The organism is Pseudomonas sp. S1(2024), assembly GCF_046557535.1.
Window position 1 is genome coordinate 1 of sequence record NZ_JBKGFP010000065.1, and the last position, 26532, is coordinate 26532.

The 26532-nt window shown below is 64.2% G+C and carries 15 protein-coding genes; 9 read left to right on the forward strand and 6 right to left on the reverse strand.

The window, feature by feature from the left end:
- The 3 genes from ACLCGK_RS17820 to ACLCGK_RS17830 form a co-directional block, all read right to left on the reverse strand.
- A partial coding sequence (locus tag ACLCGK_RS17820; RefSeq protein WP_410952575.1) for a PoNe immunity protein domain-containing protein occupies positions 1-657 on the reverse strand: 657 nt, incomplete at its 3' end.
- Positions 658-666: 9 nt separating this feature from the next.
- Entirely contained in the window at positions 667-2070 is a 1404-nt protein-coding gene (locus ACLCGK_RS17825; RefSeq protein ID WP_410952576.1) for a hypothetical protein, read from the reverse strand.
- The gene (locus tag ACLCGK_RS17830; RefSeq protein ID WP_367244571.1) at positions 2067-4382 is read right to left on the reverse strand and encodes a type VI secretion system Vgr family protein; all 2316 of its coding nucleotides are present in this window, start codon (positions 4380-4382) and stop codon (positions 2067-2069) included. The genes ACLCGK_RS17825 and ACLCGK_RS17830 overlap by 4 nt, the downstream gene beginning before the upstream one ends.
- Positions 4383-5267: 885 nt before the next feature.
- On the opposite strand from ACLCGK_RS17830, the gene glgA reads away from it, so the two are divergent.
- From glgA to ACLCGK_RS17870, 8 genes are all read left to right on the forward strand, one after another.
- On the forward strand, positions 5268-6827 hold the full coding sequence (gene glgA, locus ACLCGK_RS17835; RefSeq protein ID WP_013973326.1) for a glycogen synthase GlgA: 1560 nt from the start codon (positions 5268-5270) through the stop codon (positions 6825-6827).
- Positions 6828-6841: 14 nt separating this feature from the next.
- On the forward strand, positions 6842-8584 hold the full coding sequence (gene treZ, locus ACLCGK_RS17840; RefSeq protein WP_038409969.1) for a malto-oligosyltrehalose trehalohydrolase: 1743 nt from the start codon (positions 6842-6844) through the stop codon (positions 8582-8584).
- Positions 8581-10650 (forward strand): 4-alpha-glucanotransferase, encoded by a 2070-nt coding sequence (gene malQ / locus ACLCGK_RS17845; protein ID WP_410952577.1) that lies wholly within the window; start codon positions 8581-8583, stop codon positions 10648-10650. The genes treZ and malQ overlap by 4 nt, the downstream gene beginning before the upstream one ends.
- Positions 10647-13421, forward strand: a complete 2775-nt coding sequence (locus ACLCGK_RS17850; protein WP_410952578.1) for a malto-oligosyltrehalose synthase — start codon at positions 10647-10649, stop codon at positions 13419-13421. Before malQ ends, ACLCGK_RS17850 begins: the two co-directional genes overlap by 4 nt.
- A gap of 14 nt (positions 13422-13435) precedes the next feature.
- On the forward strand, positions 13436-13720 hold the full coding sequence (locus ACLCGK_RS17855) for a DUF2934 domain-containing protein (RefSeq protein WP_367244568.1): 285 nt from the start codon (positions 13436-13438) through the stop codon (positions 13718-13720).
- Between the two features lie 154 nt (positions 13721-13874).
- Positions 13875-16028 carry a glycogen debranching protein GlgX gene (glgX, locus tag ACLCGK_RS17860; RefSeq protein WP_085720525.1) on the forward strand — a complete coding sequence of 718 codons (2154 nt, stop codon included), beginning with the start codon at positions 13875-13877 and terminating at the stop codon, positions 16026-16028.
- Positions 16029-16211: 183 nt separating this feature from the next.
- Positions 16212-17021 carry an endonuclease/exonuclease/phosphatase family protein gene (locus ACLCGK_RS17865; RefSeq protein WP_013973332.1) on the forward strand — a complete coding sequence of 270 codons (810 nt, stop codon included), beginning with the start codon at positions 16212-16214 and terminating at the stop codon, positions 17019-17021.
- 300 nt (positions 17022-17321) lie between these two features.
- Positions 17322-18398 (forward strand): autotransporter domain-containing protein, encoded by a 1077-nt coding sequence (locus ACLCGK_RS17870; RefSeq protein ID WP_367244567.1) that lies wholly within the window; start codon positions 17322-17324, stop codon positions 18396-18398.
- 117 nt (positions 18399-18515) lie between these two features.
- Here the strand turns inward: ACLCGK_RS17870 and glgB are convergent, their stop codons facing one another.
- The 3 genes from glgB to ACLCGK_RS17885 are packed head-to-tail and all read right to left on the reverse strand — an operon-like array spanning position 18516 to position 26119.
- A complete protein-coding gene (glgB, locus tag ACLCGK_RS17875) occupies positions 18516-20726 on the reverse strand; it encodes a 1,4-alpha-glucan branching protein GlgB (protein ID WP_367244566.1) in 2211 nt (736 codons plus the stop codon).
- On the reverse strand, positions 20727-24044 hold the full coding sequence (gene treS / locus ACLCGK_RS17880; protein WP_410952579.1) for a maltose alpha-D-glucosyltransferase: 3318 nt from the start codon (positions 24042-24044) through the stop codon (positions 20727-20729).
- A gap of 56 nt (positions 24045-24100) precedes the next feature.
- Complete coding sequence (locus ACLCGK_RS17885; protein WP_410952580.1) at positions 24101-26119, reverse strand: alpha-1,4-glucan--maltose-1-phosphate maltosyltransferase; 2019 nt, start codon at positions 26117-26119, stop codon at positions 24101-24103.
- Positions 26120-26259: 140 nt separating this feature from the next.
- Between ACLCGK_RS17885 and ACLCGK_RS17890 the strand changes: the two genes are divergently transcribed.
- A complete protein-coding gene (locus tag ACLCGK_RS17890) occupies positions 26260-26421 on the forward strand; it encodes a hypothetical protein (RefSeq protein ID WP_015271006.1) in 162 nt (53 codons plus the stop codon).
- Positions 26422-26532: the final 111 nt, after the last annotated feature.

Sequence of the window (26532 nt, forward strand, 5' to 3'; positions counted from 1 at the left end):
AAAGGCCCAATAGCCAAAGAAACCCGCATCGCTTCGTGCCTTGTGCCGGTCATGCCAATAACAGTTGCGCATGCCGCGATACCACTGCTTCAGGTAACTACGCACTGCCTGTTGCTGCTCATCCTTCTCGGTAGTTACGGCATTGAGCAATTCATGGTAGGGGCGCTCATGAATCAACGTACTCCCAGGGATCGTCACCCCCACACGGGAAAACAGTTGCCGCAACAGGATGTCCTCACCGTCATCTGGATCCTCACTCAAAAAACCTGCGATTTGCCTGATGCGCCCGGGCTTGTTGAACAGCACTGCAAACGATAGAAGCCAGAGTGTGTACTGATAGGCATCAGGCTCCCACAACTTCAAGCTGAAAGCCGGATAAGCCTGCTTGTGACGTTGAAACTGGGAAAACATGTGATTCACATAAAACTCAAGCGCCTCAACGGGCTCTCCCCCCGAATAAAGTGCTACCAGCAACTCCAGAGATTCAAAGCACCAATCCCAACTCAACCCTTCAACATTTACGTAATCTGGGCGTTCCAACGCTAGAAACTCTTCAGCCTTTAGCTCCACATAGTATTTCTTCCAAAAATCAACAGAGTCCAGATAGGCTGTCTCTTGCAGCAAAGGCTCACGTTTGATTTCATCAAATTTCTTCATTTTCAGCCCCTACTGAATTACATCACCTATAGATCTCGCATGCCCATCAAGCTTGACTATATGGGTTACAGCACCCTTCTCATCTACGGTTATCAACCAACGCTCATATCCAGCCGAGCGAATATTCATTGCCTGTTCTTTCCCCAAACTTTCGGAAAGCCTTGGACGAATCCACGCATCACTCATCTGCCTGGCACTCGGAAACCCCTTACTCCCCTTTGTAACCGGCAAACTACCCGGCGAAAACGCGCCCCCCGTTCGATACTTGGTCTCGGTAATGATGAACGGCGGCGGTGGATGGGCATTACGATAGACGCCATCCAGCCCGCGCCCGGTAGGTTTCATTTGCAGGCTGCGAGGCCCACGAGCGGCCAACAGCAGGTTCTCATGGCCTTTGCCGAGCATGTACTGATCACTGACCACCTCCCCATAAATGCCCTTCTGCGTCCGGGTCGCCGTGGAATGATCGAACACGTGCACATTGGCGCCATGCGTGGCAGCTGCCGCAGAGGTGGGCACTGGCGGGCCGAGCGCACCTTCGGGGCGCTCGAGGTAACGCGGACGCATGCCAATGCCAGAAGTCACCCGCCCACCACTCATCGCCATGGGCACCGGCTTAGGCGCATGCACCCCGGCCTGCGCAACCTGCGCGGGCAGATCGCTGGCCTGTTCCAGCACCTTGGCTAGCCTGGCGTCGAGGTGCATCAACGCCCGTGGGATTTCCCGCACTGCATGCACCTGCACCGCGTAGAACTGCGCTTCCATGGCTTGCAGCCGCACCAACAGGTGCGCGGCCGCCTGGTTGAAGGGCCAGTTGCCCAGGTAGCTGCGAAGCTTTGCCGTTGCCGCGATGACCTTGGTCAAGAACTGGTTCAGATAGGCCAGCAAATCCTTTTCATAGCTCGTAAACCTGACCTGGCGCAGCCAGAACTCCACGCTGCCGCGGGTGAACTTGCCAAGAAACGCAACCACGGTCCGCAAGATGATCTGGCTTTCACGAATAAGCAGCAGGCACAAACCTCGCAGAAACGCTGCCGCTTCCTGGCCGACCAATGCACCTGCCACCGAGCCCACGGGGGTACCCACCGCCCCCACCACGGCACCGATGATCGGCGCGATCAAGGTAAGCAGGCAGGCAACCAGCAGCACCCACTCCTGCCACTGTGGCGGCTGCGCCGTTGCCTGGCTGTCATCCGCCGTGTAGCGCTTGCCCAAGCGCAGGCAGACTGCGGCCAGGTCACGGGCGCTGAGCACGATCACCACCCCAGGCACCAACGACAGCAGCATGTCGGCAATGACCACGCTCAGTGGCCGTTCCTCGGCAAACTCGCCCAGCACCAGGTCACGCAGCCAGCCAAAGCCGCCTGCCACCCTTTCCACCGCTTCATCCAGCCAGTCAGCAGCGGAGTTCATGGCTGGCCACCTGCCGAGGTGCAGCCGCCAAGCAATGCCTGCAAGGCAGCATCCGGCTCGATTGCGGTCGTCAGTTGCAGCGAGCCTTGGCCAACCTCGTAGCGCACCTGGGCGCTGCAACCGGGGGTAACGCCAGCCAGGCGGGCATAGCCGTTCTGGTCGACCATACCCTGGCGCTGGGTGCCATCGGACAACGTCGCCACGTAGGCCGTGCCCGCAATCGGCGTACCGTCGGCATGCACCAGGCGAAACTCGATTTCCTCCTGCGACGGTGCAGGCGGCTCACCGTAACGTGCAGGCGCCTTTACCTGGGCGATGGCATGCAACAGCAGAGGCTCGGGGCAACCGATTTCGATGCGGCCATCACCCAGTTTGATGAAGGCCCCGCCGCAACTCAGGGTCAGCGACGTTCGGCTATCGATGTGCACATGGCCGTGATGGCTGGTGATCGACACATCGTCATTGGCATCGACCCGCAGTTGCCCGCCGACCTGCACACGCTTGTCCTGCGCGACCTGCTCGCTGGCCTCGAGGCCAACCATCACGCTCAACGCCCCGCCAACGGCCAACGACTTGCCCAGGCCTATGCTTTCGACTTTGCCAAGGGCGACCGTTTCGCTCTTGCTGGCGCCGACCTTGACACTGCGGTTGCCACCTATGTGCACCACTTCGTCATGCTCGACGCGCTCGCTACGATCATTGCCGATGAGCGTGGTTTCGTTGTGTTTCACGACGTTGTTCTGGTCGCGCTCGGCATGAATGAATACTTCCTGCCGCCCCAGTTCGTCCTCGAAGCGCAACTCGTTGAAGCCATCGCCTTTATGGGTCTGGCTCTTGATGGTCATGCGGGTCTTGTGTTCGGGCAGGTCGTAAGGCGGCAGCTGGTCACCGCAGTAGGTGCGCCCGGTGATCATCGGCTGGTCAGGGTCGCCATTGACGTACTGGACAATCACATCCTGGCCAATACGCGGAATGGCCATCGAACCCCAACTGCCACCGGCCCAGCCTTGCGACACCCGCACCCAGCAGGAACTGAATTCGTTGTTGCTGCTTTCACGATCCCAGGGGAAGCTGACCTTGACCCGCCCCCACTGGTCGCAAAAAATCTCTTCGCCCGGCGGGCCGACCACGGTGGCCATGTGCGGGCCATCGATGCGCGGCTTGGCCAAGGGTGCCGGGCGCCATTCGGCCATGCCTTCCACCAGCAGCGCATCGTTCACATAGCGGGTACCTTGTCCGGCGCCGGCGGCTTCTTCCTGCAGGCTGGTGAACTGCGTACCTTCGTGGCACAGGCTGATCACGCGCCAGTGCACATTGAGGTCTTCGCGCGGGTGGCCGACGAGGGTGAAGCTCAGGCCTGGCTGCAGGCGCACGTCATCGCCCTGTACTTCGGCCAGGCGGGCGTCATGTCGCAGCGCCGTCAGCCGCGTTTCAGTGAAGGGCTTGCCGACCGCATCGCGCTTGTAGCGCCCCGGGTAATCAAAAAACTCATAGTCCAGCGACTGGTGCGTGATTCCGCTGGCCTGGGCCTTGTGCTCCTGGCGATAGGCCGGGTTGGTGAAGGTGTAGTCGCGCTGCACCTGCTGCGCAGTACGCACCTGCTCGCAGTAGCGCAAACGCCGCAGGCAAGCACGGGCCTGGTCGCCACCGCTACTGGCGTGGTACAGCACCTTGTCGGGGCCGAGATCATCTTCATCCAGCCAAAGCGCTTCATCATCTACGGGCCTTAGCGTGCCCCGGCTGAGCAACCCAAGCGATAGCAGGCGATCGGTAACGATCAGCGTGTGGTGCCTGGCGCAGTGTGCAAAGCGGTAGACGAAGCCCTCTTCAGCGGCAAGGCGATGGATGAAGTCGAGGTCGGTTTCCCCCGCCTGGACACAAAACTCACGCACCTGGTGATCGGCGCTGCTATTGAGCTCAAACCGGGCAATGCCCTGACGCTTGAACATCAGTTCAAGAATCTGCGGCACGGTTTTCTGCTGGAAGATGCGCCAGTTCGAACGCAAGCGGGCACGGGCCAGTTGCGGCTCGACCACAGCGTGGTAGCGCGTGCGACAGAAGCCGGTTTCACCTTGGCTGAAGGCACTGACCAAGCCATGCACATGACGCAGTGGCCGGTCTGCGCAATAAAGGGTGAATAGCGCAGGCTTGTCGAGCACCTGGCCGAAGTCGACATCACTGTCGTAGCTGACAAGTTCAAGGCTCAGCACAAATGGCTGGCTGATAGCTTCTTCCAGCTTGAATGAAACCACTTCGAACTCCGTGCGCCCGGCGAGCGCCTGAAATCCGAAACGAAAGTCCGACTGTTTCATGAGTTGCTCTACCCGCCATCATGTTTACCGGCGAAAAAACAACCACATCCTGGCTTTCTTCAAAATGAGTACGTCGAATGAAATTGCCCGTCGCCAACGTTCAAGCCGGCTAGATCCGTGGCATTGGCGGACTTTACCGATGACGACAGTGAGGATGAGGCAGTGACTGAAGAGCAACTTAAACCGTACCGCCCCGCCATGACAGGAACGATGGGTTTCATGTATTGACGGTTTCGTAGGAAGTTTCCTAAAGCATCAACTTACAAACTTTTGCGCGTGCGAGTCTGCTCACTGAAACACAAGAAATTCAAGCCAGGAAAATAATAAATACAGATACTGAAAGTTCGCGAAACAGCCCCTTTCATTCCTCCTGAAATCACGTGCACCATTCTGTTCGAGGGCGATGACCTTGGCACCCCTAAAGCGCACCAAAAAGGTGCATGACTGGCAGGAATTGGGGCATTCCGTCTGACCCTCATCCACCGCTCCAGCCCCTGCATTTACATCCGGTCACAACCGCCAACGTTTGCGTCTACTCCGCGGCATGACAATAGTGACCAGCGGGTCACCTTTTCATCTATTTCTCTCCTACACTCGGGTTTCGGCCCGCCATTTGCTCAACGGAAGAGTGACGAAAAAAAGTCGAACTTTCCGGAACGCGGGCAGGTCAGGAACTAAGTAGGCCAAACGCAAAGGGACTTCCCAGCATCGGCCCACATACCCCACCAGCCCAATCGCCTTCGGCCGGAATGCCGATCGCGCCGTGCCTGCGTGCACGACCCTGGGGCATGGAACGCACTACGCAGAATCCAGAATCAGAGAGAACCAACACGAAACATCGCCACGGGTGCCAGCACCCGGCCAAGCATAGGGACGGAGAGAAGTATGATCAGTGCCGCTGTCGAGCCTCACGTAGATTCATTCAACCCGGACAACCGCGAACCGCTCACCCCGGACTTCGCCACGACAGGCAAGGCACCCGGCGCCCAGCGCCAGCACAACCGCAACAAGCGCAAGATTTTGTTCGTGACCTCGGAAATCGCCGACCTGGTGAAAACCGGTGGCCTGGGAGACGTGTCCGCAGCCCTGCCCCGTGCCCTGGCGCACCTGCACGATGTGCGGGTGCTGATCCCCGGCTACCGGCAGGTGATGGAAAGCGACAACCCCATCCACATCGTCGGTGAACTGGGTGGCCACGCCGCACTGCCGCCGTGCAAGATCGGGCGCATGGACATGGCCGACGGCCTGGTCATCTATGTGCTGATCTGCCCCGAGCTGTACCAGCGTGACGGCACTCCCTATGGTGCCAACAACGGCCGCGACTGGCCCGACAACCACATCCGCTTCGCCCGCCTGGGCCTGGCCGCCGCCGAAATCGCCGCCGGCGAAGGCAGGATCCACTGGAAGCCCGAAGTGGTGCACGCCCACGATTGGCCCGCCGGCCTGGCACCGGCCTACATGCACTGGCGCGGGCTGAGCACGCCAACCCTGTTCACCATCCACAACCTGGCCTACCAAGGTGTGTACAGCCGCGGCTGCAGCCCGGAACTGGCAATCCCCGAACACGCCATGCAGCAGGAAGGCATGGAGTTCTACGGCAAGCTGTCGTTCCTCAAGGCGGGCCTGGCCTACGCCAGCCACATCACCACGGTCAGCGCCACCTATGCCCGGGAAATCACTACCCCGGAATTTGGCTGCGGCCTGGACGGTTTCCTCGCCAGCAAGGCCCAGCAAGGCCTGCTCGGCGGCATTCCCAACGGCATCGACGAAAGCTGGGACTCGGCCACCGACAAGCACCTGCAGCACAACTTCAGCATCAACGACTGGGAAGGCAAGGCGCGCAATGCCCAGGAAGTACGCGCGCTGTTCGAACTGCAGCCCTCCGAAGGGCCCTTGTTCGCAGTGGTTTCGCGCCTGGTCTACCAGAAAGGCCTGGACCTGACCCTGGGTGTGGCCGACTACATCGTCGAGCAAGGCGGGCAGATCGCGATCATCGGCCGTGGCGAGCCGGAAGAAGAGCAGGCCATGCGCGAACTGGCGCTACGCCACCCGGGCCGTATCGGCGTGCGCATCGGCTTCAACGAAACCGATGCCCGGCGCATGTTCGCCGGCAGCGACTTCCTGCTGATGCCGTCTCGCTACGAGCCATGCGGCCTCAGCCAGATGTACGCACAGCGCTTCGGCTCGCTGCCGGTAGCGCGCAAGACCGGCGGCCTGGCCGACACCATCGAGTGCGGCGTTACCGGCTTCCTGTTCAACGAGTCCACCGTCGAGAGCTATCGCGAGGCACTCAGCCGCGCCTTCTATGTATATGGCAAGAAGGACCTGCTCAATGCCATGCGCTGCCTGTCGATGACCCAACCGTTCAACTGGTGCCAGGCCGTGGAGCCCTATGCACGTCTGTACGAGGACCTGGTCAAGCAGGCGCAGCACAGCCACTACTGAACGGGGAGTTGAAGATGCACAGGCATGGCGCACACCTGCTGGACGCCACGTCGGCGCGCTTCGCCCTCTGGGCCCCGGATGCGCGCAGCGTGAGCGTGGAACTGGAGCAGCAGCCGGCCATCGAGCTGTTGCCCGACGATGATGGCTGGTTCACCGGCGTGGCCCCGTGCCAGGCCGGTGACCGTTACCACTACCGTATCGACGGTGCACTGAAGGTGGCCGACCCGGCCTCGCGCTATCAGCCCGATGGCGTGCAGGGGCCGAGCCAGGTGGTGAATGTGGCCAGCTATGCCTGGCGACACCCCTGGCAAGGCCGGCCCTGGCACGAGGCGGTCATACAGGAGCTGCATGTCGGCCTGCTCGACGGCTACGCCGGGGTCGCCCGGCAACTGCCGCGGCTGGCCGAACTGGGCATCAGTGCCGTCGAACTGATGCCGCTGGGGCAGTTCCCCGGCGAGCGCAACTGGGGTTACGACGGCGTGTTGCCCTATGCGCCGCAAAACACCTATGGCAGCCCCGAGCAGCTGTGTGCGCTGGTCGACCAGGCACATGGCCACGGGCTGATGGTGCTGGTCGATGTGGTGTACAACCACTTCGGCCCTGACGGCAATTACCTGCACCAGTACGCCAGCCCGTTCTTCCGCGAAGACCGGCAGACCCCCTGGGGCGCAGCCATCGACTTCCGTCGCCCGCAGGTGCGCGAGTTCTTCATCCAGAACGCCCTGATGTGGCTGTGCGACTACCGCTTTGACGGCCTGCGCCTGGATGCCGTGCACGCCATCGACCAGCCCGACTTTCTGGTCGAGCTGGCGCAAAGGGTACGCGCTGCGGTGGAACCGGGCCGCCACGTATGGCTGGTACTGGAGAACGAACACAACCAGGCCTTCCTGCTGGAGCAAGGCTTCGATGCCCAGTGGAACGACGACGGCCACAATGCCCTGCATGTGCTGCTGACCGGCGAAACCGAAGGCTACTACGCCGACTACCAGCAGCGCCCCATCGACCAGCTGGCCCGCTGCCTTGCCGAAGGTTTCGTGTTCCAGGGCCAGGCCAACCGCCATGGCACGCCCCGCGGCGAGCCCAGCGCGCACCTGCCACCCAGCGCTTTCGTGCTGTTCCTGCAGAACCATGACCAGGTCGGCAACCGCGCCCTTGGCGAGCGCCTGACCCGTCTGTGCCCACCGCAGGCGCTGCGGGCGGCCACCGGGCTGTTGCTGCTGGCGCCGATGATTCCGCTGCTGTTCATGGGCGACGACGATGGCAGCTGCCGGCCGTTCCTGTTCTTCACCGACTTCCATGACCAGCTGGCCGACGCCGTGCGCGAAGGCCGGCGCGGCGAGTTCGCCCATTTCGCCGCCTTCGCCGACCCCGAGCAGCGCCAACGCATCCCCGACCCCAACGCCGAACAGACCTTCGAGGCCTCCCGCCCGCAAGGCAAGGAAGTGATCGCCGGCTGGCACGGCCTGTACCAGCACCTGCTCGAACTGCGCCGCCGCCATGTGATCCCGCACCTGCCGGGCAGCCGTGCGCTGGGTGCCGAAGTACACGGCGACAAGGCCCTGACCGCACGCTGGTGCCTGGGCAATGGCACCACCCTGCGCATCGACCTGAACCTGGCCGCCACCCCGCAGGTGGTCGAGTTGCCCGCGCCGGCCAACCGCCTGTTCGACAGCAGCGACACCCGGCACCCCGATACCCATCTGGCCGCATACAGCTGCGTGGTCAGCCTGCTTCCCCCTGCCCAGGAGCGCCCATGAGCGAAACCGCCCTGCACCGTCTGGCGAGCCGCGTCGGGCTGAGCCGCGACTGGATCGACGCCAATGCCCGGCCCCAGCGTGTCAGCGACGAGGTACTGCGCAACATCCTTGAAGGCCTTGGCCACCCGGCCAGCGATGACGCCGCCATTGCCGCCAGCCTGCGCGCCGTGGACGCTGCCGAAGACAGTGAGCACCTGCCGCCGCTGCTGACCGCCGACCTCGGCCAGCCACTGGCACTGGCGCGCTACTTCAGCGCCGCCAGCGTCGCGTATTGCACCCTGGAGGACCACAGCGCCCTCACCCTCAGCCTTGACGACCAGGCCCGCCTGCCCGGTGCGCTGCCCATCGGCTACCATCAGGTGGAAATCGACAGCCGCCGCTTCACCGTGGCCGTGGCCCCACCACGCTGCCACAGCCTTGAAGACCGCGTGCAGCAGCCGCCACCGCGCTGCTGGGGCCTGGCGGTGCAGCTGTACAGCTTGCGCCGCCCCTGCGATGGCGGCTATGGCGACTGCCTGGCCCTGGAACAACTGGCCCGCGCGGCTGCCGAACGCGGCGCCGATGCCTTGGCCATCAGCCCGATCCACGCCCTGTCGGCCATCGACCAGACGCACTACAGCCCCTACTCACCCTCCAGCCGCCTGCTGCTCAATACCCTGTACGCCAGCCCAGCCGCGCTGCTGGGCGAGCGGGAGGTGCGCGTGGCCATCGAAGCCTGCGGCCTGGAGCAACAGCTGGAAGACCTGGAGCAAGGCCCGCTGGTTGACTGGCCACGTGCCGCCAGCGCCCGCCTGCGCCTGCTCGAAGCCCTGTACCAGGGCTTCAGCCAGGGCGACCACCCGCTGCGCAAGGATTTCGACAGCTTCCGCGAAGCCGGTGGCCAGGCCCTGGAGCACCATTGCCGCTTCGAGGTGCTGCAGGCCCAGGCCGTGGAGCATGGCCTGGGCGCCGACTGGCGCCACTGGCCCAAGGCCTGGCACGACCCGTACCACCCGGAAGTGGAGGCCTTCGCCAATGCCTACCCGGCCAAGGTCGAGTTCCATGCCTTTTGCCAATGGCTGACCGAACGGGGCCTGCAACGCGCCCAGGAAGCAGCGCGCGGCAACGGCATGGCGGTCGGGCTGATCGCTGACCTGGCGGTGGGCGCCGACGGTGCCGGCAGCCAGGCCTGGAGCCGCCAGGACGAGCTGCTGGCAGGCCTGAAGGTAGGCGCACCGCCCGACATCCTCAACCGTGCTGGCCAGGACTGGGGCATCTGCGCCTTCTCGCCTGAAGGGCTCAAGCGCAACGGCTACCGCGCTTTCATCGAAATGCTGCGGGCCAACCTCGCCCACGCCGGCGGCCTGCGCATTGACCATGTCATGGGCCTGCGTCGGTTGTGGCTGATCCCGCAGGGAGCCAAGCCCAGCGAAGGCGCCTACCTCAACTACCCGCTGGACGACCTGCTGCGCCTGCTGGCGCTGGAGTCGGTGCGCCACCAGGCAATCATCCTCGGCGAAGACCTGGGCACCGTGCCGGACGGCCTGCGTGAGCAACTGGCGGCCAAGGCCGTGCTGGGCATGCGCGTGCTGCCCTTCGAGCAGACCCAGCCCGGCCATTTCAAGCCGATTCTCGACTGGCCGGACAACGCCCTGGCCACCACCGGCACCCACGACCTGGCGCCGCTGGCCGGCTGGCTGGAAAACCGCGACATCGACTGGAGCCACCGCCTGCAACTGATCGATGCTGCCACCGAACTGCACTGGCGCCACGAGCGGCAGAAGGAGCACGACGGCCTGCGCCGCACCCTGGAGGCCAACTACGGCACGCTGCCGGACAACGACGCGCTGATCGACGCCGCCATTCGCTACGTTGGCCACACCCGCGCACCGCTGGTGCTGGTACCGCTTGAAGACCTGCTGGGTTGCGACGAGCAACCCAACCTGCCGGGCACCACCTCCGGCCACCCCAACTGGCGCCGACGCTTCGCCCGGCCGGTACGTGAACTGCTCGACGACGAAGACGCCGCACGGCGCCTGGAACTGCTGGCCCAGGCCCGCGAACAAGCCTGGGAGCGTGACCGATGAAAGCGCTGACCTCGACCCTGCGCCTGCAGTTTCACAGTGATTTCACCCTCGATCACGCCGTGCCGCTGGTGCCGTACTTCGCCCAGTTGGGTATCAGCCACCTGTATGCCTCGCCCATCCTCAAGGCTCGCGCCGGTTCGCGCCACGGCTACGACGTGGTCGACCCAACCTGCGTCAACCCCGAGCTGGGCGGCGAAGCGGCGCTGGAACGGCTGGTCGCCGCCCTGCGCCAGCACGGCATGGGGCTGATCCTCGACACGGTGTCCAACCACATGGCCGTGGGCGGTGCCGACAACCCCTGGTGGCAGAGCCTGCTGGCCTGGGGCCGGCGCAGCCCCTATGCAGAATTCTTCGACATCCAGTGGCACTCCAGCGACCCGCTGCTGGCCGGTCAGCTGCTGCTGCCGTTCCTCGCCAGCGACTATGGCGTGGCACTGAAAAATGGCGAGATACCGCTTGAGTTCGACAAGCACCATGGGCTGCTGCAGGTCGCCCATTACCAACACCGCTTCCCGATCTGCCCGGTCGACTATGGCTGGATTCTCGCGCTCAGCCCGGAGCCGGCGCTCAAGGCCCTGGCCGAACGCTTCACCGCGTTGAACGCATCGGCCACGCCGCTGGCCGACGCCCTGCCCCTGCAAGCTGAACTGGCGCGCCTGGCGGGCGAAGGCGCCGACCTCGAATCGGCCCTGGTGGCGTTCGACAGCCGTAGCGAGAATGGCTTCAAGCGCCTGCACCTGCTGCTGGAACGCCAGACCTACCGCCTGGCCAGCTGGCGTACCGCCGCCGACGACATCAACTGGCGGCGCTTCTTCGACATCAACGAGCTGGGCGGCCTGCGGGTGGAACGCGCGGTGGTGTTCGAGGCCACCCACGCCAAGCTGTTCGAACTGATCGAGCGCGGCCTGGTGGACGGCCTGCGCATCGACCATATCGACGGCCTGGCCGACCCGCGCGGTTACTGCCGCAAGCTGCGCCGACGGGTCGATGGCCTGCTGGCACGGCGGCCGTTGAATGCCGCCCTGGAGCATTTCCCGATCTACGTGGAGAAGATCCTCGGCGCCAACGAGCACCTGCACCGCGACTGGCTTACCGATGGCACTACCGGCTATGAGTTCATGAACCAGGTCTCGCTGTTGCAGCACGACCCGGCAGGCGAAGCAGCGCTGACCGAGCTGTGGGCCAATGTGAGCGAACGCCCCGACTTCCCCGAAGAAGTACGTCAGGCCCGCCACCTGGTACTCAATGCCAGTCTGGCCGGCGACTGCGAGTCGGTGGCCCAGGCACTGTTGCAGGTGGCGCGCAACGACCTGATGACCCGCGACCTGACCCTGGGCGCGATTCGCCGTGCCTTGCAGGCGCTGGTGGCGCATTACCCGGTGTATCGCACCTACTTCAATGCCTGCGGGCGCCCGGCAGAAGACGAAGGGTTTTTCCAGCAGGCCCTGGCCAATGCCCGCCTCGACCTCGGCGAAGCCGACTGGCCACTGCTCGAGCACCTGCAACAATGGCTGGGCGGGCAAGCCTGGCGCCGCCTGCCAGCAGGCCGGGCGCGCAAGCAGCTGCGCCACGCCTGCGTGCGCTTCCAGCAACTGACCGCGCCCAGCGCCGCCAAGGCCGTGGAAGACACCGCCTTCTACCGCAGCGCGCGGCTGCTGTCGCGCAACGATGTGGGCTTCGACGCCGAGCGTTTCAGCGCCCCGCTCGAGCACTTCCACAACGAGGCCCAGCGGCGCCTGCGCGACTTCCCTGACAACCTGCTGGCAAGCGCCACCCATGACCACAAGCGCGGCGAAGACACTCGTGCACGCCTGGCCGTGCTCAGCGAGCGCGGCCCGTGGCTGGCCAGCCGAATGGAACACTGGCGCGAACTGGCCACGCCGTTGCGCACGCAACTGGATGACGGCCTGGCGCCCAGCCCCGGCGACGAGCTGATGCTGTTGCAGACCTTGCTGGGCAGCTGGCCGCTGGACCTCGACCTGCACGATGTCAACGCCCTTGGCCAGTACGCCGAACGCATTCGCCAGTGGCAGCAGAAAGCCCTGCGCGAGGCCAAGCTGCGCAGCAGCTGGAGCGCGCCGAACGAAGCCTACGAAAGCGCCTGTGCCCGCTACATCGATGGCCTGCTGCTGGACGGCGAGAACCAGCAGCTGCGCAAGTCGCTGGCCGACGCCGCGCACCTGCTGGCCTGCCCCGGTGCCCTCAACGGCCTGGTCCAGGCCCTGTTGCGCATGACCACGCCGGGCGTACCGGACCTGTACCAGGGCAACGAATACTGGGATTTCAGCCTGGTCGACCCGGATAACCGGCGCGCCGTGGACTACGCGTGCCGGCGTCGCACCCTGGACGATGCAACGCCGGTTGCCGAGCTGCTGGAGCACTGGCGCGATGGCCGCCTCAAGCAGGCGCTGATCGCCCGGGTGCTGGACTGCCGCCAGGCCCATGCCGAGCTGTTCCGACGTGGCGCCTACCTGCCCCTGACCGTGCAGGGTCGGCATGCCGACAAGGTGATCGCGTTCGCTCGCCTTGGCGAGGGCGAACGGGCCGTCATCATCGCACCACGCCTGGCCAGTACCCTGCTGGCAGGTGCACCGATACCCCTGATCCCGGCACAGAACTGGGACGACACCCGGGTAAACCTGCCGTTTGCCTTGTCGCCTGCCAACTCGACGGGACTTTTCCCCAGTGCTGCGGTCAGCTCTTGCAGGGAGCTGATGTTGAGCGCCGTGCTGGCGGAGTTTCCGGTCAACCTGCTGATACAACAATCTTGAACATCAGGAGCGTCATGATGAGTGTTGATGAAAAACGTATCCGCGAATTTGCCTACCAGATCTGGGAGTCCGAGGGTAAGCCCGTCGGCCAGGAAGACCGCCATTGGGACATGGCTCGCAAGCTGGCCGAAGCCGAGGCACTGGCACCCAAGGCGGCGCCGCGCAAACGGGCCCCGGCCAAGCCCAAGGTAGCGGCTGAACCGAAGGCGCCTGCCGAGCCCAAAGTGGCTGCCCTGCCGGGGGTTGAACCGGCTGTGGCGAAAAAGACCCGGGCGGTGAAAAAGCCTTCTGCCGGTTAAGCCTGTCCTGGCCCTATCGCCGGCAAGCCAGCTCCCACAAGTACAGCGTCGGTTTTGAAACCTGTGGAGACCTTGTGGGAGCTGGCTTGCCGGCGATAGGGCCAGGACAGGACTACACAACCCTCCCCTTCACCACGGCCACTAGAGGACCGCCATGAGCCCCCGCACCCCGAAGAAAACCCGCTCGGTCGCCCCGTCGCGTATCCGCGAAGGCCTGCCCTTCCCCCTCGGCGCCACCTGGGATGGCCTTGGGGTCAACTTTGCCCTGTTCTCGGCCAATGCCACCAAGGTCGAGCTGTGCCTGTTCGACTCCACCGGCGAGCACGAAATCGAACGCATCGAGCTCCCCGAATACACCGACGAGATATACCACGGCTACCTGCCTGACGCTCACCCAGGGCTGGTCTACGGCTACCGCGTGCACGGCCCCTACGAGCCGGAGAACGGCCACCGCTTCAACCCCAATAAACTGCTGATCGACCCGTATGCCAAGCAACTGGTCGGCAGCCTGCAATGGTCCGAAGCACTGTTCGGCTACACCATCGGCCACCCCGACGGTGACCTGTCGTTCGACGAGCGCGACAGCGCGCCCTTCGTGCCCAAGTGCAAGGTGATCGACCCTGCATTCACCTGGGGCCGCGACCAGCGCGTGCAGATCCCCTGGGAGCGTACGATCATTTATGAGGCCCACACCCGTGGCATCAGCATGCGCCACCCGGCGGTGCCGGAAAAACTGCGCGGCACCTTCGCCGGCCTGGCCAATGACGAGTTGCTCAAGCACATCAAGGAGCTGGGCGTTTCCAGCATCGAGTTGCTGCCGATTCACGCCTTCGTCAACGACCAGCACCTGCTGGACAAGGGCCTGAACAACTACTGGGGCTACAACAGCATCGCCTTCTTCGCGCCCCACCCGCGTTACCTGGCTAGCGGCAAGATCGCCGAGTTCAAGGAAATGGTCGCACACCTGCACGACGCCGGGCTGGAGGTGATCCTGGATGTGGTCTACAACCACACCGCCGAAGGCAACGAGCGCGGCCCCACGCTGTCGATGCGCGGTATCGACAACGCCTCGTACTACCGCCTGATGCCGGACGACAAGCGCTATTACATCAACGATTCCGGCACCGGCAACACCCTGGACCTGAGCCACCCCTGCGTGCTGCAGCTGGTCACCGACTCGCTGCGCTACTGGGCCGGCGAAATGCACGTGGACGGCTTCCGCTTCGACCTGGCGACCATCCTTGGCCGCTACCACGACGGCTACAGCGAACGCCACGGCTTCCTCGTCGCCTGCCGCCAGGACCCGATGCTGAGCCAGGTGAAGCTGATTGCCGAGCCCTGGGACTGCGGCCCGGGCGGTTACCAGGTGGGCAACTTTGCCCCGGGCTGGGCAGAGTGGAACGACCGCTTCCGCGACACCGTGCGCGCCTTCTGGAAAGGCGACGAAGGCCAACTGGCCGACTTTGCCTCGCGCATGACAGCCTCGGGGGACATGTTCAACAACCGTGGCCGGCGTCCCTATGCCTCGGTCAACTTCGTCACCGCTCACGACGGTTTCACCTTGCGCGACCTGGTGTCGTACAACCACAAGCACAACGAGGACAACGACGAGAACAACCAGGACGGCACCGATAACAACCTGTCATGGAACTGCGGTGTCGAGGGGCCAACCGACGACCCGGCCGTGAATGCCCTGCGCATGCGCCAGATGCGCAACTACTTCGCTACCCTGCTGCTGGCCCAGGGCACGCCGATGATCGTCGCCGGCGATGAGTTCAGCCGTACCCAGCACGGCAACAACAATGCCTATTGCCAGGACAGCGAGATCGGCTGGGTGAACTGGGATCTGGACCAGGAGGGCAAAGAGCTGCTGGCCTTCGTCAAGCGCCTCACCCGCCTGCGTCTGGCCTACCCGGTACTGCGCCGCTCGCGCTTCCTGGTGGGCGACTACAATGAAGCGATCGGCGTCAAGGATGTGACCTGGCTGGCACCGGATGGCAACGAGATGAGCGTGGAGCAATGGGAAGACCCGCACGGGCGTTGTCTGGGCATGTTGATCGATGGCCGTGCCCAGGTCAGCGGCATTGCCAGGCCAGGCGCCGAGGCCACCGTGCTGCTGATCGTCAATGCCCACCATGACATCGTACCGTTCGAGTTGCCGACCGTGCCCGAGGGGGATTACTGGAGCTGCCTGGTCGATACCGACCGGCCAGAGCTGCGCAAGGGGCAGCATCTGCAGTTCGACAGCACGTTCGAGGTGAAGGGGCGATCGTTGCTGCTGATGGTGTTGCAGCGTGATGAGGAGTGAACCCCGGGGGACCATCGTCGGTCCCATTGTGTATCGGTTGCCTGTACTGGCCTCATCGCCGGCAAGCCAGCTCCCACAGGTAATCCGCTGGCCGACGGGCCTGTGCGTGACCTGTGGGAGCCGGCTTGCCGGCGATAGGGCCGGGACATACGACCCCCATGCACCCGCCATTGAGGAGTAACCGTGAACCCCGAAGCCGGCAGTAAAGGTTTCGCCAGTGTCAACCAGGCCCCGGCCGTGAAGCGGCTGCGGGTGCTGACGGTGAATACCCACAAGGGCTTCACCGCCTTCAACCGACGCTTCATCCTGCCGGAACTGCGCGAGGCGGTGCGCAGCACCCAGGCCGACATCGTCTTTCTCCAGGAGGTGCTCGGCAGCCACGACCGCCACGCCGCGCGCTACCCCGGCTGGCCGCAGACCTCGCAGTACGAGTTCCTCGCCGACAGCATGTGGAGCGACTTCGCCTACGGGCGCAACGCGGTCTATCCTGACGGCCACCACGGCAACGCGCTGCTGTCCAAATACCCGATCATCGAACATCGCAACCTCGACGTGTCGATCACCGGCCCCGAACGACGTGGCCTGCTGCACTGCGTCCTCGACGTGCCTGGCCAGCATCAGGTGCATGCCATCTGCGTGCACCTGTCGTTACTGGAAAGCCACCGCCAGAAGCAGCTGCAACTGCTGCGCAAGCTGCTCGAATCCTTGCCCACCGACGCCCCGGTGATCATCGCTGGCGACTTCAACGACTGGAAATCCCACGGCAACCGCACCTTGGGCCTGCAGCGTGACCTGCACGAGGCCTTCGAACGCCACCATGGCCACCTGGCCCGCACCTATCCTGCGCGGCTGCCGCTGTTGCGCCTGGACCGTGTCTACCTGCGCAACGCCGAAAGCCATGGGCCGCGGATTCTGGGGCACAAACCTTGGTCGCACCTGTCGGACCACCTGCCGTTGTCGGTCGAAGTCAGGCTTAGCAATCATTCTTCATAGCCGCAGCACGGCAAATAGCGAACCTGGCTATACCTGGCCGAATTATCTTGTGATTCAACAAGTTGAACAAAGCCACGGAACCTGAACACATCCTTCACGCTTTCTTGACGCAAGCGGCGCCCTCTCCTTAGCTGAACATATCAAGCAGTAATGATCTCGCGCAGGGCCTCTAGCTCGCGCCTTCGTGCGCGTTGCACAAAGCCAGGCGTGCTGGTTTGGGTCGCCCACTGTTTTTGCCGTACAGCTCGTGACAACAGGCCAGGTCCTAGGGCTGTAACACAAAAACAAAGGAGATCCGCCATGAAAAGCACCTCGAACCCCTTGCGCTTCGAAAGCATTTTCTACGCGGTTTCCACGTCGCTGCTTCTGGCAACCCCGGTGGAAACTATCGCGTATGAACTGCAGGACGACCCGACCTCGCCCGGCTTCCTGCACCAACCGGCAGTACCACAGCTTACGCTTGACCCGGTGAGCGCCAGTGGCTTGAGTATCGGTACCTTGAACGCGTTCTCGCAAAAGATGAGCGAACGCCATGGGCAGGCTGCACCGGACCTGGTCGCCAGCCAGTGGGCGCAGTTCTTCCCCACCACCGCGCGCAGTAGCGCGCAGCCTCCGGACCAGCTGGAGGCCCCCAGCCAGCAACTGATGATCGGCCCGGACCTGTTCGTGCGTGAAACTGCAGCGGGCAATGTGCACCGCGCGGGGATCTTCGTGGGGCAAAACAACCTGCAGACCAACTTCAACGGCATGCGCCAGCTGTTGGGCGACAAGCAACGCAACGCCGTGAACCTCAGCGGTGAAAGCCTGGGGGTGTACTGGAGCATGACCCATGAACAGGGCTGGCACCTGGATGCCGTGGCCATGGGTTCGCGCATCGACGTCAATGGCCGTGGCGAGAACGGCCAGCGACTGGACGACAGCGGCCACGCGATGACCTTCTCGCTGGAAGGCGGCATCCCCATCGGCCTGGGTGGCGGCTGGGTGATCGAGCCGCAGGCGCAGTTGATCAACCAGCAGTTCTTCCCCGGCAGCCGGGCACAGGAGGAGACCTTGCAGGCCTTCGACAGCCAGCCGAGCTGGAGCGGCCGGGTCGGCGCCAGGCTGTCCGGGCGTTATGAAATACGCGGCATGCCGATCGAACCCTATGTGCGGACCAACGTGTGGTATGACTTCAGCAATGCCGATGAGGTGAAGCTGGACCAGGTCGACAAGATCTCCAGCTCGCGCTACTCGACCACGGTGGAACTGGGGTTGGGGCTGGTGGCGCGGGTGACACCCACGGTGGCGCTGTTTGTCAGTGCCGATTACAGCAGTGACGTGGACGACAATGATCTGAACGGGTTGATTGGCAGCCTTGGGGTGCGGATGCGGTGGTAGGCAGGGTCGGCCCTTTCGCGGGCACGCCCGCTCCCACAGGGATAGCACAGGGCCAGAGGTTGGCGCCGTACCTGTGGGAGCGGGCATGCCCGCGAAGAGGCCAGTACAGGCAGAAGATCAGACCGGCTTCATCACCAGCACACCCAGCGGCGGCAGGTTCAGGGCCAGCGACTGCGGCTGCCCATGGCTGGCTATCTCGTCACTTTGCACGACCCCCAGGTTGCCGACATTGGACCCGGCATACAGCTCTGCATCACTGTTCAACAGCTCCTGCCAGCGTTCGCCAAACGGCACGCCAATGCGATACCCCTCGCGCGGCACCGGGGTGAAGTTGGCCACCACCAGCACCGGCTCGCCACTGCTGCTCCAGCGCAGCCAGGCATACACGCTGTTCTGCGCATCGTCACCAATCAGCCACTGGAAACCCTGCGGCTGGCAATCCTGCTCATGCAACGCCGGCACCTCGCGGTACAGGCGGTTGAGGTCGCCTACCAGGCGCTGTACACCCTGGTGCTCAGGGTACTGCAGCAGGTACCAGTCCAGCTCGCCATCGTGGTCCCACTCACGCCACTGGCCGAACTCGCAGCCCATGAACAGCAGCTTCTTGCCCGGATGTGCCCACATGAAGGTGAGGTAGGCACGCAGGTTGGCGAACTTCTGCCAGCGGTCGCCGGGCATCTTGTCGATCAGCGAATGCTTGCCGTGCACCACTTCGTCGTGGGAGATGGGCAGGATGAAGTGCTCGGAATAGGCATAGATCAGCCCGAAGCTCATCTCGTTGTGATGATAAGTGCGGTGCACCGGGTCGTTCTGGATGTAATGCAAGGTGTCGTGCATCCAGCCCATGTTCCACTTGTAGGCAAAGCCCAGGCCGCCCTGCTGGGTCGGCTGGCTGACGCCGGGCCAGGCGGTGGACTCCTCGGCGATGATCAGCGCACCCGGGGCCTCGTGGGCCGCCACGCCGTTGAGGTGGCGGATGAAGTCGATGGCCTCCAGGTTCTCGCGCCCGCCGTGGCGGTTGGGCACCCATTCGCCGGCCTTGCGCGAATAGTCGCGGTACAGCATCGAGGCCACTGCATCGACACGCAGGCCATCGATGTGGAAGTGCTTCAGCCAGTGCAGCGCCGAGGCCATCATGAAGCCGCGCACTTCGTTGCGGCCAAGGTTGTAGATCAGCGTGTTCCAGTCCTGGTGGTAGCCCTCCAGGGGGTTGTCGTATTCGTACAGGGCGGTGCCGTCGAAACGCGCCAGGCCGTGTTCGTCGGTGGGGAAATGCGCCGGTACCCAGTCCAGCAGTACACCAATGCCCCCTTGATGGCAGGCGTCGATGAAGGCGGCGAAGTCCTCGGCGCTGCCGTAGCGCGAGGTGGGCGCGAACAGCGACAGCGGCTGGTAGCCCCAGGAGCCGCCGAACGGGTGCTCCATGATCGGCAGCAGTTCGATGTGGGTGAAGCCCAGTTCCTGAACGTACGGCACCAGGCGCTCGGCCAGCTCGCGCCAGTTGTAATAGCGCCCGACCTCGCCCGCCTCATCCAGCTCGCAGCGCCACGACCCCGGGTGCAGTTCGTAGATCGACAGCGGCGCACTGTAGGCATGGCGTTGCGCGCGTTGCGCCATCCAGTCGTGGTCTTGCCAGTCGTGGCTGAGCGCCCCTGCCACCTTGGATGCGGTGCTCGGCGGCAGTTCGGTGGCGCGCGCCAGCGGGTCGGCCTTCAGGGGCAGTATGCCGTCCTTGCCCAGCACCTCGAACTTGTAGGTTTCGCCCACGCCCAGGCGCGGCACGAACAGCTCCCACACCCCGGCGCTGTGGCGCAGGCGCATGGGGTGGCGGCGGCCATCCCAGTTGTTGAAGTCACCCACCACCGACACGCGCCGCGCGTTCGGTGCCCACACCGAGAAACACACGCCGTCGACGCCATCGACCTGGATGGGTTGCGCACCGAAGCGCCCGGACAGGTCGCGGTGGTTGCCTTCGGCGAACAGGTACAGGTCCATGTCGCCCAGTTGCGGGCCGAAGCTGTAGGGGTCTTCGGTGACCTGCTCGCCACCGGCCCAGCCGATCTGCAGCAGGTACGGGTGTGCCTCATCGAGGTGCGCGGTGAACAGCCCCGGCAGGCTGCCCTGCTCCATTTCGGCGAGGATGCGCCCGTCATGCCGGGCCAGGATGCACACATTCAGGGCGTTGGGCAGGAAAGCGCGGACCACCTGCCCACCGGCGCCATCGCCATGGGGGCCGAGTACCGCAAATGGATCGGCGTGCTCGGCGCGGGCCAGGGCGTCGAGGTCCCGTTGCCGAAGGCCGCCGTTTTCACGCGTGGTTGCATTCATCTATGACTCTCCCCAGGTACTGATCAGTCCATGCAGGCCATGCAAAGGCACGGCCAGCCAGCTCGGACGGTTCTCGGCTTCGTATGTGATTTCATAGGCGGCTTTTTCCAGGCAGAACAGCTCCAGTGCAGCACGCTCGCCCTCGGCCTGTTGCCAGGCGTGAGGCATGGCCGCGGTGGCCAGGCCATAGGCTTCGACAAAGGCATGCCGCGACTGGTGCAGGTACTGCCTGGCAACCCGTTGCCGGGCTTGGCGCGCCGGGTCGGAAAGGTCGACCGCAGACGCGCTGCGCAAGATCATGGCAGCAGCATAGTCGAAGGATCGCAGCACGCCGCTGACATCCTTGTACGGGCTGTGTCTTGCCCGACGCTCTTGCAGCGGCCGGGCCGGTTCACCTTCGAAATCGATGAGGTAGGCGTCGCCCTGCACCACCAGCACCTGGCCCAGGTGCAGGTCGCCGTGCACGCGCATCAACAGGCCGCCCTGGGCCTGGCGGGTCAGGTTGGCGATGTGCTGGGCCAGGCCGTCGCGCTGTTGCTGCAAGTCGTCGACCAGCGCCTGGCTTTCGCTGTCTAGGCTGTCGCGGTGCTGGGCCAGCAGGTCGAGGGCATGGGTGAGTTCGGCGCTGATCTGCGCACTCCAGCGTTCGCTGTCGTCGGCATCGCTCGGGCGCGGCTGGAAGGCCTCGTCGTTGGTCGGTGCGGCCAGCAGCAGGTGCATCTCGCCCAGGCGCTGGCCGAGCAAGGCGGCAAAGCCGGTGAGTTCGGCCAGTGCATCAGTGTGCGCATCGGCGTCGATGCTGGAGGGCTCCATCTGGTCGCGGATGGCCCGTTCCAGGGTGTTCTGGGTCCAGGCCCAGGCGTCACCCTGGTTGCTCAGGTAGCCCTGGGCGATCATCAGCAGGTGTGGCGCGCCCTGCTCGTCCACCCGGCTGACCCAGGCCAGCAGCGGCGAAATGTTGGCAAAGCCTGCAGCGGTCAGGTAGGCACTCATTTCCAGCTCGGGGTGCACACCCGGGTTGACCCGGCGAATCAGCTTGAGCACCACCTGGTCGCCAATCACCACCGAGCTGTTGGACTGCTCGGCGCTGAGGTAGCGCACGCTGCTTTCGTCGTTCAACGCCAGGCTCGCCAACTGCTGCGTGCTTTCGAAGCGCAGCTCGCCCTCGCCGTTGCCACAAGGCAGATGCATGCCGCCCTCACAGGCACGCAGCACCGCGCGGATGAATGGCTCGAGGACGAAGGCATCGGTGATCAGGCCAACCTGATGGGCACGGCGCACCCGCGCCAGGGCCAGCTGCTGCGGCAGTGCGGTACTGATCTGCTCTTCAGGCAGCAGGCCGAACGGCAGCTGGTAGCGGGTAGCCATACCCTCGCTGAGCACTTCGATTTCACCGAGCAGCACCGGCGTGGTGGTGGTGCCGAAACGCACGCCGTAGCACAGGCGCACCTGGTCGATCGGCCCTTCCTTGCCGGCGAACCAGCGCCGCTTGGGCAGGTACTGCGGCAGGATGGCGCTTTGCAGGGTATCGCTGGAGGGGGCCTCCAACAGTTCTTCCATGCGCTTGCGCAATACCAGTGTGGTCAATTCGGGTAACCCCTCGGTGGCCTGGATGTGCCAGCTGGGCATGCGGTCGTGGCTGGCCAGCAGGAACCAGTAGAAGGCGTAGGGTGGCAATGTCAGCAGGAACGGCAGTTGCCCGATTGGCGGGAAGGCGCTGCCGCCGAGCATCTCCACCGGTACTTTGTCGGCGTATTGTGACAATTCCAGTTCAGCTGCCTGGGCGGCGCGGGAAACGTTGGCCACGCACAGGATGACTTCAGTGTTGCCATCGGCGTCGGTGTACTCGCGCAAGTAGGCGAGGATGCGCCGGTTGTTCGGCGTGAGGGTGCGCAGGCTGCCGCGGCCGAAGGCCTTCTGCTGCTTGCGCACCGCCAGCATGCGCCGGGTCCAGTTCAGCAGCGAATGCGGGTCGTTGGCCTGGGCTTCGACGTTGACGGTCTGGTAACCATACAGCGGGTCCATGATCGGCGGCAGTACCAGGCGCTGCGGGTCTGCACGGGAGAAACCGCCGTTGCGGTCCGGCGACCATTGCATGGGCGTGCGAACGCCGTCGCGGTCGCCTAGATAGATGTTGTCGCCCATGCCCAGTTCGTCGCCGTAATACAGGGTGGGCGTGCCGGGCATCGACAGCAGCAGGCTGGTGAGCAGTTCGATGCGCCGGCGGTCGCGCTGCAGCAGCGGCGCGAGGCGGCGGCGGATGCCCAGGTTGATGCGGGCGCGGCGGTCTTCGGCGTAGTAGTTCCACAGGTAATCGCGCTCGCGGTCGGTAACCATTTCCAGGGTCAGCTCATCGTGGTTGCGCAGGAAGATCGCCCATTGGCAGTTGGCGGGGATTTCCGGAGTCTGGCGCAGGATGTCGGTGATCGGGAAACGGTCTTCCATGGCCAGGGCCATGTACATGCGCGGCATCAACGGGAAGTGGAAGGCCATGTGGCATTCGTCGCCCTCGCCTTCGCCGAAGTACGGGCGGGTGTCCTCGGGCCATTGGTTGGCCTCGGCAAGCAACATGCGGTCGGGGTAGTTGGCGTCGATTTCGGCGCGGATCGCCTTGAGCACGTCGTGGGTTTCGGCAAGGTTCTCGTTGTTGGTGCCGTCGCGCTCGATCAGGTAGGGGATGGCGTCCAGGCGCAGGCCATCGACACCCAGGTCGAGCCAGAAGCGCATCACCTTGATCACAGCCTTGAGCACTTGCGGGTTGTCGAAGTTGAGGTCGGGCTGGTGCGAGTAGAAGCGGTGCCAGAAGTACTGGCCTGCGACCGGGTCCCAGGTCCAGTTGGACTTCTCGGTATCGAGGAAGATGATGCGCGTGCCGTCGTACTTCTGGTCATCATCCGACCACACGTAGAAGTCCCGGGCCTTGCTGCCGCGCTTGGCATGGCGGGCGCGCTGGAACCAGGGGTGCTGGTCGCTGGTGTGGTTGATGACCAACTCGGTGATTACCCGCAGGCCGCGTTTGTGCGCCTCGGCGATGAAGCGGCGGGCATCGGCCAGGTTGCCGTAGTCGGGGTGCACGGCCTTGTATTCGGCGATGTCGTAGCCGTCGTCGCGGCGTGGCGAGGGATAGAACGGCAGCAGCCACAGGGTATTGACGCCCAGCTCGGCAATGTAGTCGAGCTTGCTGATCAGGCCGGCGAAGTCGCCGATGCCGTCGTTGTTCGAATCGAAGAACGACTTGATGTGCAGCTGGTAGATGACGGCGTCCTTGTACCACAGCGGGTCGTCAATGAAGGCTGCCGGGCGGGAACGCTTGGCCATGTGCGACTCCTTTCAATTTCTGGTTGCTCTGGCCCCTGTAGGAGCGCGAACCACCGTTAGCGGGCCTTTTCGATGCGCCAGATACCGAAAGGCAGATGCCAGGGTTCGATGCGCATCCATTGGGTCTTGCCGTACCACGACCAGCGATGTCCGGTCATCAAGTCCTCACCATGGGTTTCGGCGTTGTCATCCAGCCCCAGCTCCCACAGCGGCAGCTCGAAATGCGCCTCCTGGGCGTTGTGCGGGTCGAGGCTGATTGCCACCAGAATGTAGTTGTCGCGCTCGGGCGTGCGCTTGGCGAAGTACAGGATGTTGTCGTTCCAGCAGTTGAAGAACGCCACGCCCAGGTGGGTCTGCAAGGCGCGGTTCTGCCGGCGGATGCGGTTGAGCTGGGCGATCTCGGCAATGATGTTGCCGGGTTGGCTGAAATCGCGTGGGCGGATTTCGTACTTCTCCGAATCCAGGTACTCCTCCTTGCCCGGCAGCGGTGTGCCTTCGCACAGTTCGAAGCCCGAATACATGCCCCACAGCCCCGACCCCATGGTGGCCAGTGCAGCGCGTATGAGGAAGCCGGCACGGCCGGAGGTATGCAGGAAGTACGGGTTGATGTCGGGCGTGTTGACGAAGAAGTTGGGCCGGTAGCACTGGCTCCATGGCGGCTGGTTGAGCTGCTCGAAGTACTCGCGCAGTTCCTGTTTGTGATTGCGCCAGGTGAAGTAGGTATAGCTCTGCGCGTACCCGACCTTGCCCAGGCGGGCCATCATCGCCGGTTTGGTGAAGGCTTCGGCGAGGAAGATGACCTCCGGGTGCCGGCTGCGCACATTGGCGATCAGCCATTGCCAGAATGGCAGTGGTTTGGTGTGCGGGTTGTCGACGCGGAAGGTCTTGACACCCTCCTCGACCCAGCCGACCACTACGTCACGCAAAGCCAGCCACAGCGAGGGCACGGCCTCGGGCGCGTAGAAATCGACGTTGACGATGTCCTGGTATTTCTTCGGCGGGTTCTCGGCATAGCGGATGGTGCCATCCGGTCGCCAACTGAACCAGCCGGGGTGCTCCTTGAGCCAGGGGTGGTCCTGGGAGCACTGGATCGCGAAGTCGAGGGCGATTTCCAGGCCATGCTCGGCCGCCGCGGCCACCAGGCGGCGGAAGTCGTCGCGGCTGCCCAGCTGCGGGTGAATTGCCTCGTGGCCGCCTTCCGCGCTGCCGATGGCATACGGGCTGCCCGGGTCGCCGGGCTCTGCCGTGAGGGCGTTGTTGCGGCCCTTGCGGTGCTGCATGCCGATCGGATGGATCGGCGGGAAGTACAGCACGTCGAAGCCCATATCGCGGATCATCGGCAGGCGCTCGTGCACATCGTTGAACGTGCCGTGGCGCTCGGGGCTGTCGGTGATCGAGCGCGGGAACAGCTCGTACCAGCTGGCGAACTGCGCGGCCGGGCGGTCGACATCGACGGGGAATTCGCGGCTGCGGGCCAGGTAGCTGCGGTGCTCGGCGTCGCTCATCAGGCGGGCGGTAGCGGGGTCGAGAAACAGTGCCACCTGGTCGTCGGCATTAAGCGTGGGCAGGCGCTGCTGCAACGCCTGGAGCTCCTCGCGCAGGGCACCGTTGCACAGCTCGATGCCCTTGCCCAGCATCAATCGACCTTCCTCCAGTTCCAACCGGACCTCGACACCGGCGTGGTACTTCTTCTCCAGGTCGTGGCAGTAGGTAGCGAACGGGTCGATCCAGGCCTCGATGCTGAACAGGTGCGGGCCCAGTTCAGTGGGGGTGAATTCGGCCAGCCACAGGTCGTTGCCCGGCGAGTGCATGGGCACGCAATGCCAGCGCCGGCTGTGGGCCTGGCGCCAGTTGAGCATCACGGCCAGGCGGTCGTGGCCGTCGCTGTAGACCTTGCTGCTGACCGCCACCGGCTGGCCACTGATGGCCTTGGCGGCGAAAGTGCCGCCTTCGAGCACGGGTTGGGTGTCTTCGATCACGATGCGCGGCGCCAGCAGCGCCTGGGACAGGCTGATGGCCTGGTCCGGGTGATCGTTGGCCATGGGCACGCTTTCGAAGGGCTCGTTTCGTGACATCGGACCTTGCTCCCTCAGGCTGGTGGCGGTAAGGGTTCAGAGCCGGGCACAGGCGTGGGGTTCAAAAAAATTGAGCGAACGGCAGCTGCCAGGGGTCGAAGCCTGCAGCACCTCTTCAATTACCCAAGCGAGGTCAGGCCATGAACATTCCCATTCCACCGGAGACTCCCGATCCCAACATCGACGACCCGAGCCTGCCGCCGCCCGTACCGGAGGAAGAGCCGGACGAGCTGCCGATCAAACCGACCGTGCCGCCGACGGTGGGCGACCCACCGAGCCAGGAACCACCGGTGAAGGCTTAAGGGTAGACCAGGATCTTGTGCTGGCAGGGCCGGCCTCTTCGCGGGCACGCCCACCCCCCCCAAGCCTCCCCCCAACCCCAAAAAAAGCAAAACCCCCCGGGCCCCAACCTT

Bases quoted from the DNA above. Each gene is read 5' to 3' on its own strand.
- ACLCGK_RS17825 (WP_410952576.1), bottom strand. From the start codon at position 2,070: ATGAACTCCGCTGCTGACTGGCTGGATGAAGCGGTGGAAAGGGTGGCA.
- ACLCGK_RS17830 (WP_367244571.1), bottom strand. From the start codon at position 4,382: ATGAAACAGTCGGACTTTCGTTTCGGATTTCAGGCGCTCGCCGGGCGC.
- glgA (WP_013973326.1), top strand. From the start codon at position 5,268: ATGATCAGTGCCGCTGTCGAGCCTCACGTAGATTCATTCAACCCGGAC.
- treZ (WP_038409969.1), top strand. From the start codon at position 6,842: ATGCACAGGCATGGCGCACACCTGCTGGACGCCACGTCGGCGCGCTTC.
- malQ (WP_410952577.1), top strand. From the start codon at position 8,581: ATGAGCGAAACCGCCCTGCACCGTCTGGCGAGCCGCGTCGGGCTGAGC.
- ACLCGK_RS17850 (WP_410952578.1), top strand. From the start codon at position 10,647: ATGAAAGCGCTGACCTCGACCCTGCGCCTGCAGTTTCACAGTGATTTC.
- ACLCGK_RS17855 (WP_367244568.1), top strand. From the start codon at position 13,436: ATGATGAGTGTTGATGAAAAACGTATCCGCGAATTTGCCTACCAGATC.
- glgX (WP_085720525.1), top strand. From the start codon at position 13,875: ATGAGCCCCCGCACCCCGAAGAAAACCCGCTCGGTCGCCCCGTCGCGT.
- ACLCGK_RS17870 (WP_367244567.1), top strand. From the start codon at position 17,322: ATGAAAAGCACCTCGAACCCCTTGCGCTTCGAAAGCATTTTCTACGCG.
- glgB (WP_367244566.1), bottom strand. From the start codon at position 20,726: ATGAATGCAACCACGCGTGAAAACGGCGGCCTTCGGCAACGGGACCTC.
- treS (WP_410952579.1), bottom strand. From the start codon at position 24,044: ATGGCCAAGCGTTCCCGCCCGGCAGCCTTCATTGACGACCCGCTGTGG.
- ACLCGK_RS17885 (WP_410952580.1), bottom strand. From the start codon at position 26,119: ATGTCACGAAACGAGCCCTTCGAAAGCGTGCCCATGGCCAACGATCAC.
- ACLCGK_RS17890 (WP_015271006.1), top strand. From the start codon at position 26,260: ATGAACATTCCCATTCCACCGGAGACTCCCGATCCCAACATCGACGAC.